Origin of the sequence: Streptomyces sp. NPDC051109, from assembly GCF_044455885.1 — a bacterium.
Lineage (GTDB): Bacteria > Actinomycetota > Actinomycetes > Streptomycetales > Streptomycetaceae > Streptomyces.
Genome location: NZ_JBITFF010000014.1, coordinates 138680 through 156037, shown reverse-complemented (window position 1 = coordinate 156037; position 17358 = coordinate 138680). Strand labels below are relative to the sequence as shown.

Annotated in this window: 16 protein-coding genes; 12 read left to right on the top strand and 4 right to left on the bottom strand. The window is 70.4% G+C overall.

Features of this window, described 5'->3' with window-relative positions:
* Positions 1-118: 118 nt before the first annotated feature.
* Positions 119-862, bottom strand: coding sequence for a TetR family transcriptional regulator (locus ACIBAD_RS25070; protein ID WP_134067699.1), 744 nt, complete (start codon positions 860-862; stop codon positions 119-121).
* 326 nt (positions 863-1188) lie between these two features.
* On the opposite strand from ACIBAD_RS25070, the gene ACIBAD_RS25065 reads away from it, so the two are divergent.
* From ACIBAD_RS25065 to ACIBAD_RS25015, 11 genes are all read left to right on the top strand, one after another.
* A complete protein-coding gene (locus ACIBAD_RS25065) occupies positions 1189-1731 on the top strand; it encodes a GNAT family N-acetyltransferase (RefSeq protein ID WP_398908550.1) in 543 nt (180 codons plus the stop codon).
* 409 nt (positions 1732-2140) lie between these two features.
* Positions 2141-3328: a branched-chain amino acid ABC transporter substrate-binding protein gene (locus ACIBAD_RS25060; protein ID WP_398908548.1), complete on the top strand. Its 1188-nt coding sequence runs from the start codon at positions 2141-2143 to the stop codon at positions 3326-3328.
* A 6-nt stretch (positions 3329-3334) separates the two neighbouring features.
* Positions 3335-4255 (top strand): branched-chain amino acid ABC transporter permease, encoded by a 921-nt coding sequence (locus ACIBAD_RS25055; RefSeq protein ID WP_398908545.1) that lies wholly within the window; start codon positions 3335-3337, stop codon positions 4253-4255.
* Positions 4252-5619: a branched-chain amino acid ABC transporter permease gene (locus tag ACIBAD_RS25050; protein WP_398908542.1), complete on the top strand. Its 1368-nt coding sequence runs from the start codon at positions 4252-4254 to the stop codon at positions 5617-5619. The genes ACIBAD_RS25055 and ACIBAD_RS25050 overlap by 4 nt, the downstream gene beginning before the upstream one ends.
* A 68-nt stretch (positions 5620-5687) precedes the next feature.
* A complete protein-coding gene (locus ACIBAD_RS25045; RefSeq protein ID WP_398908540.1) occupies positions 5688-6470 on the top strand; it encodes an ABC transporter ATP-binding protein in 783 nt (260 codons plus the stop codon).
* On the top strand, positions 6467-7231 hold the full coding sequence (locus ACIBAD_RS25040) for an ABC transporter ATP-binding protein (RefSeq protein WP_398908538.1): 765 nt from the start codon (positions 6467-6469) through the stop codon (positions 7229-7231). The genes ACIBAD_RS25045 and ACIBAD_RS25040 overlap by 4 nt, the downstream gene beginning before the upstream one ends.
* A 613-nt stretch (positions 7232-7844) precedes the next feature.
* Positions 7845-8420, top strand: a complete 576-nt coding sequence (locus ACIBAD_RS25035) for an NADPH-dependent FMN reductase (protein WP_398908536.1) — start codon at positions 7845-7847, stop codon at positions 8418-8420.
* A gap of 504 nt (positions 8421-8924) precedes the next feature.
* Positions 8925-10823: a PQQ-binding-like beta-propeller repeat protein gene (locus ACIBAD_RS25030; RefSeq protein WP_398908534.1), complete on the top strand. Its 1899-nt coding sequence runs from the start codon at positions 8925-8927 to the stop codon at positions 10821-10823.
* A complete protein-coding gene (locus tag ACIBAD_RS25025) occupies positions 10820-12103 on the top strand; it encodes an MFS transporter (protein ID WP_398908533.1) in 1284 nt (427 codons plus the stop codon). Before ACIBAD_RS25030 ends, ACIBAD_RS25025 begins: the two co-directional genes overlap by 4 nt.
* An 11-nt stretch (positions 12104-12114) precedes the next feature.
* Positions 12115-12786 (top strand): GTP cyclohydrolase II, encoded by a 672-nt coding sequence (gene ribA, locus ACIBAD_RS25020; protein WP_134067683.1) that lies wholly within the window; start codon positions 12115-12117, stop codon positions 12784-12786.
* Positions 12783-14486, top strand: a complete 1704-nt coding sequence (locus ACIBAD_RS25015; protein ID WP_134067681.1) for a WD40 repeat domain-containing protein — start codon at positions 12783-12785, stop codon at positions 14484-14486. The genes ribA and ACIBAD_RS25015 overlap by 4 nt, the downstream gene beginning before the upstream one ends.
* Positions 14487-14582: 96 nt before the next feature.
* Here ACIBAD_RS25015 and ACIBAD_RS25010 read toward each other — a convergent pair whose 3' ends face one another.
* Positions 14583-15290 carry a DUF4232 domain-containing protein gene (locus tag ACIBAD_RS25010; RefSeq protein WP_398908530.1) on the bottom strand — a complete coding sequence of 236 codons (708 nt, stop codon included), beginning with the start codon at positions 15288-15290 and terminating at the stop codon, positions 14583-14585.
* Positions 15283-15807: a SigE family RNA polymerase sigma factor gene (locus tag ACIBAD_RS25005; RefSeq protein WP_398908528.1), complete on the bottom strand. Its 525-nt coding sequence runs from the start codon at positions 15805-15807 to the stop codon at positions 15283-15285. The genes ACIBAD_RS25010 and ACIBAD_RS25005 overlap by 8 nt, the downstream gene beginning before the upstream one ends.
* Before the next feature lie 36 nt (positions 15808-15843).
* Here ACIBAD_RS25005 and ACIBAD_RS25000 point away from each other — a divergent pair, with 36 nt between their 5' ends.
* Positions 15844-16560 (top strand): DUF4232 domain-containing protein, encoded by a 717-nt coding sequence (locus ACIBAD_RS25000; RefSeq protein ID WP_134067675.1) that lies wholly within the window; start codon positions 15844-15846, stop codon positions 16558-16560.
* Positions 16561-16623: 63 nt separating this feature from the next.
* Here ACIBAD_RS25000 and ACIBAD_RS24995 read toward each other — a convergent pair whose 3' ends face one another.
* Positions 16624-17133 (bottom strand): GNAT family N-acetyltransferase, encoded by a 510-nt coding sequence (locus ACIBAD_RS24995; RefSeq protein ID WP_134067673.1) that lies wholly within the window; start codon positions 17131-17133, stop codon positions 16624-16626.
* Positions 17134-17358: the final 225 nt, after the last annotated feature.

Sequence of the window (17358 nt, the reverse complement as noted above, 5' to 3'; positions counted from 1 at the left end):
CTTCGGATCGACCGGGCCGACCCAGCCGGGGGACGGCGCGCTCATGACGAGTGGACGAGGGGGCGGGTGCGCAGGAAGTCTCCTACGTACGCTTACGCCCGATGTGTACCTCGTATCCTCAGCGTGCGCCCCCGTCATAGAACGAGTCAAGAGGGGGCTCGGGCATCCGGCTCAGGAGGCTGTCGAGGCCGGCGATCATCTCCTGCTCGTCGTCGTACTCGGCGAACTGCGGGACCAACGCGCGCAGGCGGGGGTACTCGGCAGCGGGCAGCCGGTGCAGGCCCAGGCGCAGCAAGGGGTCCGGCTCGTCCGGATCTTCGACCACCTGGCGCTTGTCCACGAGCAGGCAGCCGAGGTTCCAGGCCACGAAGGCGCGGTAGACCGTGAGCGCGGTGGCGTCGTCGAAGCCCGCACGCCCGAGCACGGCCAGGATGTGCTCGGTGAGCTGGAGGGCCGGCGTCGTCCGCCGGGCCACCGGCACGGCGAGCGGGCGGGTGGCCACGACGGGCAGGATCTCGCGGTGGGCGTGTACGACATCGGCGAAGGCGCGGGCGATCCGGCGCAGCTCGGCGTGCCAGGGGGGAACGTCGGGAGGGTCGGGCGAGGGGTCCGCGCGGGTGTCGGCCGTGGTCCGCAGCCGGTCGTTGACCTCGGTGAAGAAGGCCTCGACCAGGCCGTCCAGCAGGGCTTCCTTGCTGGGCGTGTACCGGTAGATGGCCATGGGCTCGACGCCCAGGTCAGCGGCGAGTCGCCGCATGGTCAGCGCCGCGAGCCCCTCCCGGTCCACGAGCGCGACGGCCGCGCCGAGCACCCGCGGGCGGCTCAGCCGTCCGCGTCGCTCGGGGGTGTCCGGCTCGTCCATGTCCCGGCCTACGCATGAGGTCCCTACCGGCGTAGGGATACTTAGTAAATTTCGTCCATTATTGCACTAATAGCTCCGGAATCGGATAGCGGCGGAGGTGTCGCACGGCCCGCGCCGTCGGCCCTGGCCCCTCCGCGGCGCGAGGCGGGCCCCGCCATGGCATGGCCATGCGGTCGGCCCCATGGCCCGCGTCCGGCGAACCGTGCACGCCGCCGCCGGGGCGGCGCCATCGCCCTACCGGGGTTCAGGGTCTCGGGGCGGCGCGGAGCCGATGACTCCGTGGATATCCTGGCCCGTCGTCAACGGACCAGGGAGGCCACCCCGCCATGAGCAGCACCACGTCGTCCTTTCCCGAGCGCATCGAAGTCACCGGGGAGGGCCTCGTCCTGCGCGACTGGACGGAGGCCGACCTGGCCGCCATGCCCGCGCTGTTCGACGACCCCGACGTCGCGTACTGGACGCCCATCGTCTCGCCCTTCGATGAAGCGGCAGCCCGGGCACGGCTGGAACGGGACCGGCGGATGCGGGCCGAAGGCACGGTCGTCCTCCTCGCCATCACCGTCGACGGCCGTGCACCGCTCGGCGAGGTGATGCTGCGGCGCGCTCCCGAGGGTACGGAGCTCGGCTACGCGGTCGGACCGGCTCACCGGGGCCGGGGACTGGCTGCACGGGCGGTACGGCTGATGGCCGCGTACGCCTTCGACGAGCTGGGCGTGGACCAGGTGATCCTTGAGTTGGAGGCCGAGAACGCCGCCAGCGTCGCGGTCGCCAAGAAGGCGGGCTTCAGCCTGCTCGACGTCCCGTTGATCGAAGGCGAGGAGAAGGGTCGGCCCTACACCTTGCAGACGTGGGCCCTGAACCGCCCCTGATCTCCTACCTGACCGCTCCCGCCGACGTCTTCACGTCGCGCCCTGGGGGTACGAGCGGCGGGGCGGAACCGCGTTCTCTCCTGGCATATGCATTCCCGTGGTCACGTGCCCGTGCGTATGGTGTGGCTCCGGCTTCCCCCCGGGCCCGGCGCCCTCCCGGCTCCCCACGGGAGGGCCGTCGCGCGTCACCGGTGAGGTGTTGACCCCCGGCTGCCCGAAATCCCCGCCGACTGCGCCCGCACGCCCGCGGACCTGACAGGTCTTCCCGGACTTGACCAGCTCTGGAAGCGCACCGGGACCGCCGAGCCGACGCTGATTACTGTGCCCGAGTCGCACGCGATCGGCGTGCGGTTTCGGGGGATCGAGCAAGGCACCCCTGTCAATCCACGGGCAGCCACAGGGAGCAGAAGTGAACCGCACGAAGTTGTCGATGTTCGCCGTACTCGTCGTCACGGGCGCGACCGCGCTGACCGGTTGCAACAAGGACGGCGGTGCCGTCGGCGTCGGCAGCGACGGGAAGGCGATATACAAGATCGGTTTCCAGGGCCCGCTCACGGGCGAGAGCTCAGCGATCGGCGTGAACATGGAGAACGGCGTGAAGCTGGCCGTCAAGCAGGCCAACGCCAGGGGCGACCTGCCCTTCCACGTCGAGTACGCCGCGTCCGACGACGCCGGCTCCCCGGACCAGTCCCCGGCCGCGGCGCAGAAGCTCATCGACGACGAGAGCGTCGTCGGCCTCGTCGGCCCCGCGTTCTCGGGTGCGGCCAAGGCCTCGGGCCGGCTGTACTCGGAGGCGAACCTCGTCTCCTTATCCCACGCCAGCAACCCGAGCCTGCCCGAGCTGGGCTTCCGCTCCTTCGTGCGCTCCGTCCCGAACGATAGCGCCCAAGGCGGCGCGATGGTCACGTACTTCACCAAGAAGCTGCAGACCAAGAAGGTCTACGTGGTCGACGACAAGAGCGAGTACGGCGTCGGCCTGTCCAAGGTCGCCGAGAAGCAGCTCAAGGAAGCCGGTGTCGAGGTCGTCAAGGCCAGCATCCCGGCGAAGACCCCCGATTACACCGCCGCCGCGACCGCCGTGAAGCACTCCGGCGCCGACGCGCTGATCTACAACGGGCTCTACGCGGACGCGGCGCCCTTCGCCAAGAAGCTCAAGGACGTGGGCTTCGACAAGCCGAAGATCGCCAGCGACGGGACGTACGACAAGAAGTTCGCCGAGCTGGCCGGCGACGCGGCCGAGGGCTGGCTGCTGACCTGCCAGTGCCTGGACGCCAACGTCGACCCGGGCACCAAGCAGTTCGCCGAGGACTACAAGTCGGAGTTCAAGGCCGCGCCCGGCCTCTACGCGGCCGAATCCTACGACGCCACCAACCTCATCATCGAGCAGATCAAGTCGCTCGGTGGCGGCGACGGCGGCGACGTGCGGCGCGAAGCCGTCCTGGAGAAGGTGAAGAAGGCCAACTACAAGGGCCTCACCCGGCAGTTCTCGTTCAAGGAGAACGGCGAGTTCGCCGGCAACGGCATCTACCTCAGCGAGGTCAACGGCGGCCGGATCGCCCTCAAGGGGAACGTCGACACGCTGGTGAGCGCGGGCTGACAACCGATGACACTCCTGGAATTCCGCGACTACCTGGTCCCGGGCCTCGCGCTCGGCGCGCTGTACTCCGTGATCGCCATCGGCTACACCCTGGTCTACGGCGTGCTCAAGCTGATCAACTTCGCCCACAGCGAGGTGTTCATGCTGGGCGGCTTCGGGGCGCTGATCGTGCTCACCGAGGTCGCCCCCGGCCACCCCACCGGGCTGGTTTCGGCCCTGCTCGTCCTCCTCGGCCTGGGCGTCTCCGGCCTGGTCGGGGCGGGCACGGCCTTCGGCCTGGAGAGGGTCGCCTACCGGCCGCTGCGCAAGCGCAAGGCGCCCGCCCTCATCTTCCTGATCAGCGCCATCGGCGCCTCGTTCTTCCTCTACAACCTCGCGGGCAAGCTCTTCGGACGCGACCCCAAGTCCATGCCGGCGCTCTTCGAGAACGGCGTGCTCTTCCACGTCCTCGGAGCGCCGGTCGACGTCATCAAGCTGCTGCTGATCGTCGCCGCGCTGGCGATGATCGTCGGCCTCGACCTGCTGGTGCGCCGTACCAAGCTGGGGTCCGCCATCCGGGCCGTCGCACAGGACCCCGAGGCCGCCGGCCTGATGGGCGTCGACATCGACAGGGTCGTCTCGCGTACGTTCGTGATCGGCGGCGCCCTCGGCGGAATCGCGGGCTTCCTCTTCGGGCTCAACAGCCAGGTGTCGTTCACCATGGGCTTCGTCCCCGGCATCACGGCCTTCGCCGCGGCCGTCCTCGGCGGCATCGGCAACATCCGCGGAGCCATGCTCGGCGGGATGCTCCTCGGCCTGGTCGAGACCTACAACGTTCCGCTGTTCGGGGAGGAATGGCGCTACGTTGCGGCCTTCGTGGTCCTGGTCGTGGTGCTGATGTTCCGCCCGACCGGCATCCTCGGCGCGAAGCTCGGGAGGATGGCATGAGCACCATGCTGCACGGCAAGACCGCGGTGGCCCCCGGGCGGGCTCCGGCCGCGACGGCAGCGGGCCACCCCTCCGCCGGGGCCCTGGCCGCCCTGCGCCGGGTGCGCTGGTACCAGCGTCCGCGGTGGCGCAGGCTCGGCACCCTCACGGCGGTCGGCGTCCTGCTGGCCGTGATGACCGGGGAGCAGGGATCCGGAGCGGACCTGCTGTTCTCCCTCCGTACGACCCTCACCGGAACCGCGCTGTGGGCCTGGATCGCCGCGGCCGTCGCGCTCTGGGCGGTCGCCGAGTTCGGCGCCGCCCCGCGCCGGGCCGTGGCCTCCGGCGCCAAGGCCGCTGCCGCGCCGCTGACCAGGATCCGCCCCGCGCTGGAACGCCGCCCCTGGCTGCGCGTGGCGCTGGTGGTGGCCGGGCTCGCAGCGGCCGTGTTCCTGCCGCTGTTGTTCGACCGGTCCACGAACCAGGTACTCGTCGACTGGGTCGGCATCTACATCCTGCTCGCCCTCGGCCTCAACGTCGTCATCGGCTGGGCCGGTCTGCTCGACCTCGGCTTCGTGGCGTTCTTCGCGATCGGCGGCTACAGCACCGCCTTCTGGAGCGGACAACTGCCCGTCAAGCCGCCGTTCGAGCTGAACCCGTTCCTGTCCATCCCCGTCGCGATGGTCACCTGCCTCCTCGCGGGCATCCTGCTCGGCGCCCCCACCCTGCGCCTGCGCGGCGACTACCTCGCCATCGTCACCCTCGGCTTCCACGAGATCATCTACCTGATCGCCAAGAACGCCGAATCGGTGACGGGCGGCTCCCTCGGAGTCTTCGGCATCCCGCACTTCTCCGTGGACCTCGGCCCCGTGCAGTACCGCTGGGGCCTGGACCCGCTGGACTACCTGTGGCTGCTCATCGCCCTGATCACGGGGCTGGTGCTGCTCTTCCGCAAGCTGGTGCGCTCCAAGATCGGACGCGCCTGGGAGGCCATCCGCGAGGACGAGGTCGCCGCGGCCGCGCACGGCGTGGACACGGTGAAGTACAAGCTGATGGCCTTCGCCATCGGCGCCTCCACCTCCGGAATCGCCGGCGCCGTCTACGCCAGCAAGGTCGGGTTCATCAACCCCGAGAACTTCCCGCTGCTGTACTCGGTCCTGGTCCTCGCCTACGTGATCTTCGGCGGGATGGGCTCCATCCCCGGCGTCCTGCTGGGGGCCGCACTGCTGGCCTACCTGCCGCACGGCCTGAAGGACGTGGTGGACCAGAAGGACCGGTTCATGTACCTGGGCGCCCTGCTGGTGGTCATGATGATCTACCGCCCGCAGGGACTGCTGCCCGCCAGGCGCCGCAGGCGCACCGTCCGCACGCCGGAGGAATCATGACGGCCACACTCGCAGAACGCACGGCACCGGCGCCCCGCCCCTCCGCTCCCGTCCTTCAGGTATCGGGCGTGACCCTGCGCTTCGGCGGCCTGGTCTCCCTCTCCGAAGTGGACCTCACGGTGTGCCAGGGCGAGATCCACGCGGTGATCGGCCCCAACGGCGCGGGCAAGACCTCCCTGTTCAACTCGCTCACCGGCGCCTACACACCGCAGGAGGGGCGCGTACTCCTCCGCTCCGACTCCGGTACGGAACACAGCCTGCTCGGCCGCAAGCCCCACCACATCAACCGGCTCGGCGTGGCCCGCACCTTCCAGAACATCCGCCTCTTCTCCGCCCTCACCGCACTGGAGAACGTCAAGGTCGCCGCGGAGAGCAGCACCCGCTCCGGACCGCTGAGCATCATGCTGGGCCTGCCCCGGGCGAGGGCGGAGGAACGCGCCGCCGAGGAGAGGGCGCAGCGCCTGCTCGCACTGGTGGGCCTCGACGACCGGGCCGAGGAGAGGGCCGACTCCCTCTCCTACGGAGACCAGCGCCGGTTGGAGATCGCCAGGGCGCTGGCCACCGGCCCCCGGCTGCTCCTCCTGGACGAACCGGCGGCGGGCACCAACCCCACCGAGAAGCGGGAACTGGCCGCGCTGATCCGCCGTATCAACCACGAACTCGACATCAGCGTGCTGCTGATCGAGCACGACATGCCCCTGGTGACCTCCGTGGCCGACCGGGTGACCGTGCTCAACTTCGGCAAGGTCATCGCTTCCGGCTCGCCGTCCGCCGTACAGCGCGACCCAGGGGTCGTGGAGGCCTACCTCGGTGCCTCCGACACGCACTCCCGGCAGGGGGACACCCGATGACCGTCGCGACACGACACCGGCACCGGCCCGCCACCACCACACCGGCCCGAGCGGTCCTGGAACTCACCGGTCTGCACGTGTCCTACGGCGCGATCAGCGCGCTCAAGGGCATCGACATGGTCGTCCGCGAGGGCGAGGTGGTCGCCCTGCTCGGCGCCAACGGCGCCGGCAAGACAACCACCCTGCGCACCATCTCCGGCCTGCACAAACCCACGGCGGGAGCGGTGCGGTTCTGCGGGGAGCGCATCGACGGCATCCCCTCACACTCGGTCGTGGGCCTCGGCATCGGCCACTCGCCGGAGGGCCGCAGGGTCTTCGCCGACATGACCGTCCTGGAGAACCTCCACATGGGCGCCTACCGCTTCAAACGGCTGCGGCAGGAGGACCTGGAGCGGGTGTTCGCCCTCTTCCCCCGGCTGGCCGAGCGGCGCACTCAGCAGGCCGGCACCCTCTCCGGCGGCGAGCAGCAGATGCTCGCCATGGGACGCGCCCTGATGGGCCGCCCCGAACTGCTGCTCCTCGACGAGCCGTCGATGGGCCTGGCACCGCTGGTCGTGGCGCAGATCTTCGAGATCATCAAGGAGATCAACGCCCAGGGCACCACGGTGCTCCTGGTCGAACAGAACGCCGCCCAGGCGCTCAGGATCGCCGACCGCGGCTACGTCCTGGAAACCGGTCGGATCACCATGCACGCCCCGGCCCACGACCTCCTCGACGACCCCCGCATCCGTACCGCCTACCTTGGCGAGACCACCCGCTGACGCCACTCCCCGACACCACTCCCCGACATCACTCCCCGACACCACGAACCCACCGCGCCGCCCCGGGGCACCGTCCCGGGGCGCCGACGCGTGGTGGCTCGCCACCCGCACCGGGAGAGGGAGGCCGCCTCCCGGCGCCCCTCTCCCCGGGGCCTCGCGTTGAGCCCGCCGCGCCCGTCCGTAGGCCCCCTCCGCGGCTGTGACGCGTATCCGGCCAACGACCGGACCACGACCAGCAGGCGCGCCAGGCATCCGAGGAGCCGGCTCCGGGAACCGCTCCGATCGCCGAGCCCGGGATGACCACGGAGATCCTCGGGCCGGTTGTGGCCCCTTCCCCCGGTTCGCCACGGCCGACCACGACCGGCTTCGACCGCCGCCCCGCACCGCCCTCACGCGGCACAAGCGGCGCGCCATCTGCAGCGGAGCCGGCCGGACGCATTCCACACCAGAGCCACCCCGGTGGGAACGCGGGATTCCGGGCCGATTCGGCTCCGACTTGATTCAGCCTGAAAACAGAGTTCTCGCCATTTCACTCAACGCGGCAATCTCATTCCTACCAGGAAGGCCAACCGCCAAGGAGACGGAGGGTCGTTGATCGGTAGGGAGTTGGGTTATGACCGGGATCGTTCTCGTGTCCGGTAGTCTGCGCCGGCACTCGGTGAACAGTGCTGCTCTCGCCACCATCCGCAGCATTCTCGACCGGTACGACGGTGAATTCCACACGTCGGAGATCAGGGTCGCCGACCTTCCTCACTACAACGAGGATCTGGACGTGGGTCCCGGGCCGGCGGCGGTGAGTGCCGCACGCGAGCTGCTCATCGCATCCGATGCCGCGATCATCAGTACACCGTCCTACAACGGTGCCATGACGGGGACGTTGAAGAACGCCCTCGACTGGCTCTCCCGGCCCTGGAAGGCGAGTTCGCTCTCCGGTAAGCCCGTCGCCCTCCTCACCGCTTCCCCCGGCATGTACGGGGGCGCCGATGCGCAGCCCGACACCCGCAGGGTCCTCGAAAGGTGCGGTGCCGTACTGATCGACCACGCGCGGGTGGCCATCGGCAATGCCGAGCTCCTGGTCGGCCGTGACGGGACCATCACCGAACCCTCGGTGGTGGCAGAGCTCGAAGGCGTCGTCGACGCCACCGTCGCCGCGGTACGCGGCCACCGCCGGGTCCCCGTCGCGGCCTAGACGGTCAGGCCCCTCGGACACACCCGCGGAAGGAGGTGATTTCCATGGAGAAGATCGTTCGTCGCGTCGTCCGCCACGACATCTGATTCTCCGTACCCGCCCCTCGCATCGCGAAGGAGGTGAATCTCCATGAAGAAGAAGGTCGTCCGTCGCGTCGTCAACAACCGGATCTGATCCCCGTCCTCCGGGACCGCCGGATCATTCCCGGTTTCGCGCAGCGAGGGAGGTGACTTCATGGGCAAGGGCATCGTACGTCGTGTCACCCGTAACGAGATCTGAGTCCCCGGGGCGGATCTCTCCCGCCATCCCGCCCGCAAGAGGGGGTGATTTCCATGGAGAAGATCGTTCGCCGCGTCGTCCGTCACGACATCTGATGCGGAATCTGCATCTCGGCTGAGGGGCAAGCCCCCTCGGGCACTTGTCTCCCGGGGAAAGCGATCGCAAGCGATCGACTTTCCCCGGGGGCTGTCCCAATGAACCCATTTACCAACAGGGGGTATTTCCATGGCGAACCTGGAGCGCCTTACCCGTATCGTGAGCAGTCCCGGCCGGGGCCTCCTGGGCGCCGATGCCCGTGGTGGTCTGCACTGGCTCGACCGCGATCTCAACGTGCTGAGCTCGTCCCATTCCTCCGCCCCGTCGCAGGACCCCGCCGGCGACCCGGTCTACGCCGTCACCTTCGTCGACGACTGGATCATCACGCGCGACAAGACGGGCACCATCTCCCGCTGGCACGCCGACACCCTGCGGCTCTCCGACCGCCTCGACGCCGCCGCGACCGCCGACACCTCGCTGCTCCTCGAAGGCGAGCAGCCCGCCCCCACCATGCTCCGCGGCATCGGCGTCTGGGACGGCAAGCTCTACACGAACAACGGGTACTTCCAGGTGGTCGTCATCGACCTGGAGACCTTCACCATCGAGCGGATCACCGAGTGGCCGCACGGATACGACATGCTCGAATGGTTCTGCACGGACGCCCCCGGGGTGCACGCCGTATCCGACCGGTCCGGCCGCATCCACCTCGGCTCGCTGCCGGATCTCTCCTTCCCGACGGTCGTCCAGGTCGACAGGTCCAACGTCCACCGGGTCGTCTACGACGCCCGGCACAACCGCCTGTGGGCCCTCGGCGACGCGGGCATCGGGGAGACCCACAACATCGCCAACGGCGTGATCACGCTCGGTCTGGACGGCACCGTCGGCGAGCGCTTCGACTACGCGCGCAACGACGTCGAAGGCCTCGTCTTCTCACCCGACTTCTCCTCCGTCTACACCGGAGGCTTCGACGGCGAGCTGCTGATCTTCGACAACACCGAACCCGAGCTGCGCGTGGCCAAGCGGGTCGGCGGCTTCAGCCACCAGATCATCGACATCACCGTCGACGAGCACGGAGACGTCTACACCCTCACCCAGGACGGTGAGGTGACCGCGCTGACGGCGGACGGCACCGTACGCGCCCGGCTCGGCTACGAGCGCCAGTGCGTGTGGGACCTCCAGCCCGTCCCCGGCGACGACCGCGCCCTGCTGGCCGCGACCGACGACGGCACGGCCCTGCTGCGCCTGGTCGAGCAGGTCCCGGGCCACCCGGCGCTCGTCCTGGCCGGACAGGAGTTCTCGGGCCTCGGGTTCACCCGCCGCCTCGTCACCCTCGACGACGGCTGGGCGGGAGTCTTCTGGCCGGGGACCGTGCGCCGCGTCTCCGGTGCCGGCCAGGTCGTGTGGGAGCGGCGGATGCCCGCCATCTCGCACACGCTCAGCCGCTCTCCCGACGGCAGCCGGCTGCTCGTCGCCTGCAACGCCGGCGCGATCGAGCTCGACGCCGCGACCGGTGAGGAGCTTTCCCGGATCGACGATCTGCCCGCCAGCGCCTGGGCGGGCGCCTACCTGGAGGACGGCAGCCGGCTCATCGCCACCCGCAACGGGGTGATGGCGGCCTACTCCGCCGGGGGCGAGGCCACCTGGACCACCGAACTCGGCAGCTACCCCAAGCGCCTCCTCGTCGACGGCAACCGGGTACGCGCCACCGGGGGCGGCGGCATCAAGGAGTTCGAGGTGGGGCAGCCCCAGCTCGCGCAGCGTTTCACCGAGTTGCTCGACAACACCGGCGAGAACTGCGTCGTGGCGGACGGGACCCTCATCGCGATCACGTACGGCCTCCAGGTCGCGGCGTACGACCACGAAACCGGTGAGCTGCTCGGACTCCACGAGGACCTGCCCGACTTCCCCAAGGGCATCGCCCTGCTGCGCGGCCAGGACGACACCGCGTACGTCGTCATCGGCGGCCGCGGTGGCTTCCTGCGGCTCTACCGCCTGGACCGCGACCGCAAGGACAGCGTCCTGACCGCCGTGCGCGACCTGTGGCTGCCCACCGCCATCGGCGACTACCCGAACGCCGGCGCGCGATGAGCTCTCCCGCGGCCACCACGCCCAAGACGGGCCCCGACCCCGGCTCGGATGCGGTGGTCGAGCCCTCGCCCTTCCAGAACCCGCGGTTCACGGTGTTCGCCGCGGGAAACGCGATCAACAACATCGGCGAGGCGGTGTACGCCACGGCCCTGCCGTTGCTCGCCTACCGGCTGACCGGCTCGCTCGCCGTCATGACGCTGCTCGCCGCCGCGGTCCCCGTCGGCATGCTCCTCGCACCCTCCCTGGGCTGGGTGGCCGACCGCTGGGGGCCGCGGGCCCTGGTCGTACCGGGTCTGCTGCTGCAGGCGGCCGCGGCCCTGGTCATGAACCTCGTCCTGCACGCGGGCACGCCCACCCCGGCCTCGCTCTTCGTCTGCGCGCTGCTCGTCGCGATCGGCGGAGCCGCGTACCGGACGGGCTGGATGACCGGAGTGCCGGGGATGTTCCCCGACTGCCCGGTGCGTGCGCGAGGGACGCTGAACAGCTTCTTCTTCGCCGCCACCCTCATCGGCCCGGTGGTCTTCTCCCTCGGCCTGCCCTTCTTGGGCCACGAGGGTCTGCTGTGGCTCAACCTGGCCACCTTCTTCGCGCCGATCGCGGTCTGGGCGATGGGGGTGCACCCGCCCCGCGTCCAGCCGGGCGTGCCGGGCGCGGGCCGCAACTGGAAGCTCTCCGAGGGCTGGAAGGCGATCACCGCCGACCGCCGTGTCCTCGACATGCTCATCGTGCAGGTGGTGCTCGCCATCTCCTGCGGTGCGGGCTTCGAAGCCCTGGTCGTCTACTCGCTGGGTCACACCTGGCACCTCTCCGAGCGCGCCGTGAGCACCGTCATCACCGTGATGAACGCGTGCATGCTCGCCGGCAACCTGCTCGTCGCCCAGCGCAAGCGGATCCGCCCGTGGATCGCCCTGACGCTCGGCATGACGGCCTGCGCCCTGTCGCTGCTGCTGCTGGCGGTGCCGTGGTGGCCGGTGTTCCTCGCGGCGGTCGCACTCGGCGCGCTCGGCGAGGGCGCCGTCCTGAGCACCGTCGTGATGATGCGGGTCAAGTACCTGCCCGGCCCCGTGCTGGGACGGGCCTCGGGACTGATGTGGCTCATCACCGGCAGTGCCGCACTGCTCTCGCCCGCCGTCACCCCGGCGCTGACCGAGGCCGTCGGAGCACGGGGGACCTTCCTCGTGCTCGGCCTGGGCGCGTGCTCCGCCCTCTGGTACCTGAGGCGCGGCCGCAAGGACTGGGGCCGGCCGTCCGCGCCGGTCGCCTCCGAATCGAACGTCTAGGAGGAAACACCATGCAGGAAGTTGCCGAAGTATCCCGTAGGACGACCCGTCCCGGGCCCCTCCGGTCCCGTGCCACGGTGCGCTCCGAGGTGCGCGTCCCGATCGGCTTCGGGTCCGGCCCCCAGCTCGACGCCCAGGTGCTGACCTTCGACGGACTCGTCGACGGCAAGGAGCACCTGGCCCTGAGACTCGGGATCCTCCCGGCCGACGGCGTCCCCCTGGTCCGCCTCCACTCGGAGTGCCTGACCGGCGACGTCTTCGGATCGGCCCGGTGCGACTGCGGTCCTCAGCTGCACGAGGCCCTGCGGATGATCGACGGCGTCGGCGGCGTGCTGCTCTACCTGCGGCAGGAAGGGCGCGGCATCGGCCTCTACAACAAGCTCGACGCGTACCGGCTCCAGGACGACGGCCTGGACACGTACGAGGCCAACCGCGCCCTGGGCCTCGGCGACGACCTGCGGGACTACGCGGCTGCGGCGCAGATGCTGCGGACGCTGGGGATCACCGAGGTCGACCTGCTCACCAACAACCCCGACAAGTCCGGCCAGCTGACCCGGCACGGCATCTCCGTGCGCAGCACGGTGCGGACAGGGGTGTTCGCCAACCCCCACAACATCTCTTACCTCACGGCAAAGGCCGACAAGACGCTGCACACCATCAGCCTCAAGGAGAAGATCGCGTGATCAAGCACCAAGGCCCGATCAGCGGGGTGGCAACCTTCGGTGACCGCTACGTGGCCACCGCCGGCTACGACAACCAGGTCATCCTCTGGGACGCCGCCGGGCACGCGCCCCTGGCCCGCGGCGTACACGACCATCTGGTCAACCAGGCGGCGTTCAGCCCGGACGGCTCGCTGCTCGTCACCTCCTCCAGCGACTACACCGCACGCCTGTGGTCGGTACCCGACCTGAGGCTGCGCGCGGTGCTCGGGGACCAGAAGGACGACGTGGAGATGTCCGTCTTCCACCCCGAGCAGCAGCTGGTCGCCACGGCCTCCCGCGACCACACGGTCCGCGTGTACGACTTCTCCGGCGCGGTGGTCCGCCGCTTCGAGGGCCACACCGCCGACGTCATCTCCGTCGAGTGGCTGCCCGCCACCGGCGAGCTGATCTCCTCCAGCGACGACGGGACGATCAAGCGCTGGTCGCTCGCCACGGGTGAGATGACCGCCGACATCGACCTCGACGGCGTCGAGACGGACACCATCGCGATCACGCGCGGAGGCGTGGTGTTCGCCGGCAACGACGACGGCGCCATCATCCGCATCGAGAACGGCGAGACCGAGTACTTCCCGGCCCACGACGCCGGCATCAAGCGCCTCGTCCTCAACTCCGCGACCGGCGCCCTCGTCAGCCTCAGCTACGACCGCTCCCTGCGCGTCTGGGACACGACCGAGGGGCTGCGCCCGCTGCACACCGCCGAATTCCCCGCGGAGATCTGGGCCCGGTCCTGCGCGTTCCTCGACGACCACACGCTCGCCTTCGCCACCTTCGGCTCCACGTACGCGACGTACGACACCGCCGCCGCGACCTGGAACCTGGACCTGGTCGAGGGCACACGGTGCGTGAACGCCGTCACCACCCTGCCGGACGGGCGCACCTACACCGTCGGGGACGCGGGAGTGGTCCGCGTCGACGGGGTCGAGGCGGGACGCCCGGACAGCCTGTGCAACTTCCTGGTCCCCGTGGGCGGCCGGGTGCTCACCGGCGGCCAGCTGGGCCGGGTCTTCGACGCCGACACCGGCGAGACCCTCCACCAGCACCGCTCCCCGCTGAACTGCGCGGCCGCCTTCGAGCGCGACGGCGTACCGCACGTGGTCGTCGGCGCCTACACGGGTGAGGGTCTCGTCTTCGCCGTACGGGCGGACGGGGCGGTCGAGCACGTGGCGACGCTCCCGCTGCTCGCCAACGCCGTGAAGGGCCTGGCCGTCTCCGGCGACACGATCTTCGCGGTGTGCGCGGACGCATCGGCCAGCTGGTTCAGCGCGCAGACCCTGCAGGAGACCGCCCGCGTGGAGGAGGCGCACACCCGGATCGCCAACGGCTGCGCACCGCTGCCCGGAGGCCGGTTCGCCAGCGTCAGCCGGGACCTGGTCCTGCGCCTGTGGGACGGTGACGGCGCGACGGCCGTGTCCACCCCGCACGACCACTCCATCAAGTGCGTCGCCGCCTCCGCCGACGGGGCCCTGGTGGCCACCGGCTCGTACGGGGGCACGGTCGCCGTCTACGACACCCGTACCGGAGCCTGGCCGTACGTCGCCAAGCCGACCACCGCGGGCATCTCCAGCCTCCACTACGCCGCGGAGACGGACACCTTCCTGGCAGCCTCGTACGACGGCTCGGTGCACCCGGTCCGGGCGCCTCGGGAGGTGGGCGGCGTGTGACGCCGCGGGCTGCTCATCGAGTGCTGCCGTGCCGCCCCGCTGCGGCGCGGCGGCACTCGGCGCCGATGCGCCGGGCGGTGCCTGTGGCCGGGGTGGTCAGGGTGTGGTGATGTGGCGCAGGGCGAGGTCGGGGGCCGTCTTCCAGTAGGTGACGCGGGCACCGTCGTCGAACGCCACCTGACCGGGCAGCTCGATGTGGACCGGATCGATCACCATCCTGCCCAGGTTGGGGCCTTGGAGACTGAGGGGGATGGTGTTCGTTTCGTACGTGTCCATGCCCCCGCCGCTGGCGAGCACAGCCGCGTACGCCTTCCCGCCCGGGGCAAGAGTGACGGGTGCACCCTCACTGCCCTTGGCCACGGAGAACGGGACCCTGGCATAAGGGAACTTCAGGAAGGGGTAGTGGTAGACGACGCATCCCTTGCTCCCGGTATTGGTGACGGTGAGGAGGAGATGCCTGACACTCTTCTCCTCCCCGTCCTCACCCGTCACGGAAAACCCCAGATCACCCTCAGCACACGCACCAACAGCGGTGGGCGCAGTGGGCGGGGGAGCCGTGGGGGACGGCGCGGTGGGGGAGGCTACGGCCGGCGCCGGGCGCCGATGGGACTCCTGGCCGCCGAGGGCCATCGTCAGCCCGAACACGAGGGCTGCGGCCACTACGGCGGTGCCGCCCGCGAGGACGGTGTGGCGGCGGCGCCGACGGGAAGCGGCCCGGCGGCGTACCTCCGCGCCCGTGGTGGGAGCGGGCCTGCCGGCGCTGTCGGCCAGCTCGCGCAGGGCGGAGGAGAGGTCATCAGCCATGATCGTCCTCCTTCTTCCCGCTACTCCCGCCCGCGACGCCGACCTCGTTCGCAGGCAGCAGCTTGGCGAGGGCTGACCGGCCGCGCGAGAGGCGGGCCTTGACCGTACCCGCCGGGGCGCCGGTCTCGGCGGCCACCTGCTCCACGCTGAGGTCACACAGGTGGTGCAGCACGATCGCCAGGCGCTGCGGCTCCGGGAGCTGTCGCAACGCTGCGACCAGGGCGACGTGTCCGGGGTCGGGCCCGGGGGCGGCACCGGGCAGCGGGGTGCGGCGAACCAGTTCCAGCCACCGCCGCGCCCGCCGCCGGTGGCTGACCGCGAGACGCATCGCGACGATGCGGATCCAGGCTTCCGGAGCCTCGGTGGCGAGGAAGTGACTCCGCCGGTCCCAGGCACGTATGAATGCCTCCTGGACGACGTCCTGGGCCTGGCCGTGGTCACCGGTGAAGGAGTACACCTGGCCGACGACCCGGGGGAACGCCGACGCGTAGAACGCGTCGAACTCGTCCTCCGTCATGCGGCCCTCCACCGATCCCAAGGTTTTTCGTTCCACATGCAACCCGGTGACCTCTGGCATGCGTACAGGTCGTGTAGGGCGAAGCAGACCACAGAGGGGGATCCGTTGACCAGGGGAAACAAGGTAGTCCGGGAATCTGCGGTCGTGGCCGTGCTGGGCGCGCTGCTGCTCGCGTCCACAGCGTGCGGTCCGAGCGGGGCCGCCGGGTCGGGGGAATCCGAGCCGGCGCACCGGTCGAGCGCGACGAGCTCGCCGAAGGCGGGTGAGCCGGCATCGGCGAAGCCGGGCGGCGGTTCGGGAAATGAGGGCGACAGCACCGCTGTTGGTGCGTGTGCTGAGGGTGATCTGGGGTTTTCCGTGACGGGTGAGGACGGGGAGGGGAAGAGTGTCAGGCATCTCCTCCTCACCGTCACCAATACCGGGAGCAAGGGATGCGTCGTCTACCACTACCCCTTCCTGAAGTTCCCTTATGCCAGGGTCCCGTTCTCCGTGGCCAAGGGCAGTGAGGGTGCACCCGTCACTCTTGCCCCGGGCGGGAAGGCGTACGCGGCTGTGCTCGCCAGCGGCGGGGGCATGGACACGTACGAAACGAACACCATCCCCCTCAGTCTCCAAGGCCCCAACCTGGGCAGGATGGTGATCGATCCGGTCCACATCGAGCTGCCCGGTCAGGTGGCGTTCGACGACGGTGCCCGCGTCACCTACTGGAAGACGGCCCCCGACCTCGCCCTGCGCCACATCACCACACCCTGACGAGCCCCACCCCGCCACTGGCGCCCGGCGCCCGCCAGTGGCCGGCACAAGCCACGTTGTTTCTCAACTTCCTGTCGGCTGCCCGCCCCAGCTCACCGCGTAGTACAGCAGCCGTTCGTCCTCGCCCACCGGGATCATGCCGGCCGCCGCCATGACGTGCTGAGAAGCCGTGTTCTCCCGGCCGGTGTCGCCCGACACGGAGACCGCCCCGTGAGCACGGGCATGCTCCAGCAGAGCTCGCAGGGCCTCGGCGGCGTAGCCCAGGCCCCGTGCGGCGGGTACCAGTCCGTATCCGACCGTCACCCGGCCCTGCCCGTCCGCAGGGCCGTGAAAGCCTGCGCCGCCGATCAGCAGCCCGTCGGAGCGGCGCTGGATCTCGAACGCCCCGTACGGTGCCGGGTCGCCGGTGTCGGCGAGTACCCGCAGGTATCGCTCGGCACCGGCGCGGTCCCCGACCTCCGGATACCCCTCGGCGCAGCGGTCACCCGGAGCTGGTGTTCCGGTGGCGAGCAGCCGGGCGCGGTCCGCGTCCAGTGGGAGGAGCACGAGGCGTTGGGTCAGCAGCGGTTCCATCCGCCAGGAGGTATCAGTGCCGCCTCGCGTGCCGCAATCGGATTTCCGCTGCCCCCGCCCCTGCCCCCTTCCCCGCCCCCGCCCGCGCCCGCGCCCGCGCCCGCGCCCGCGTCGGCTCGGGAGTGGCCGGCTGGCGGGCACGCCGGACTCCACCTCGCCGCCACGGCTCGGCGGCGGCGCGGTACGGCGATGAATCAGCTCCGAGTGGCTGGGATGTCGGCCGTC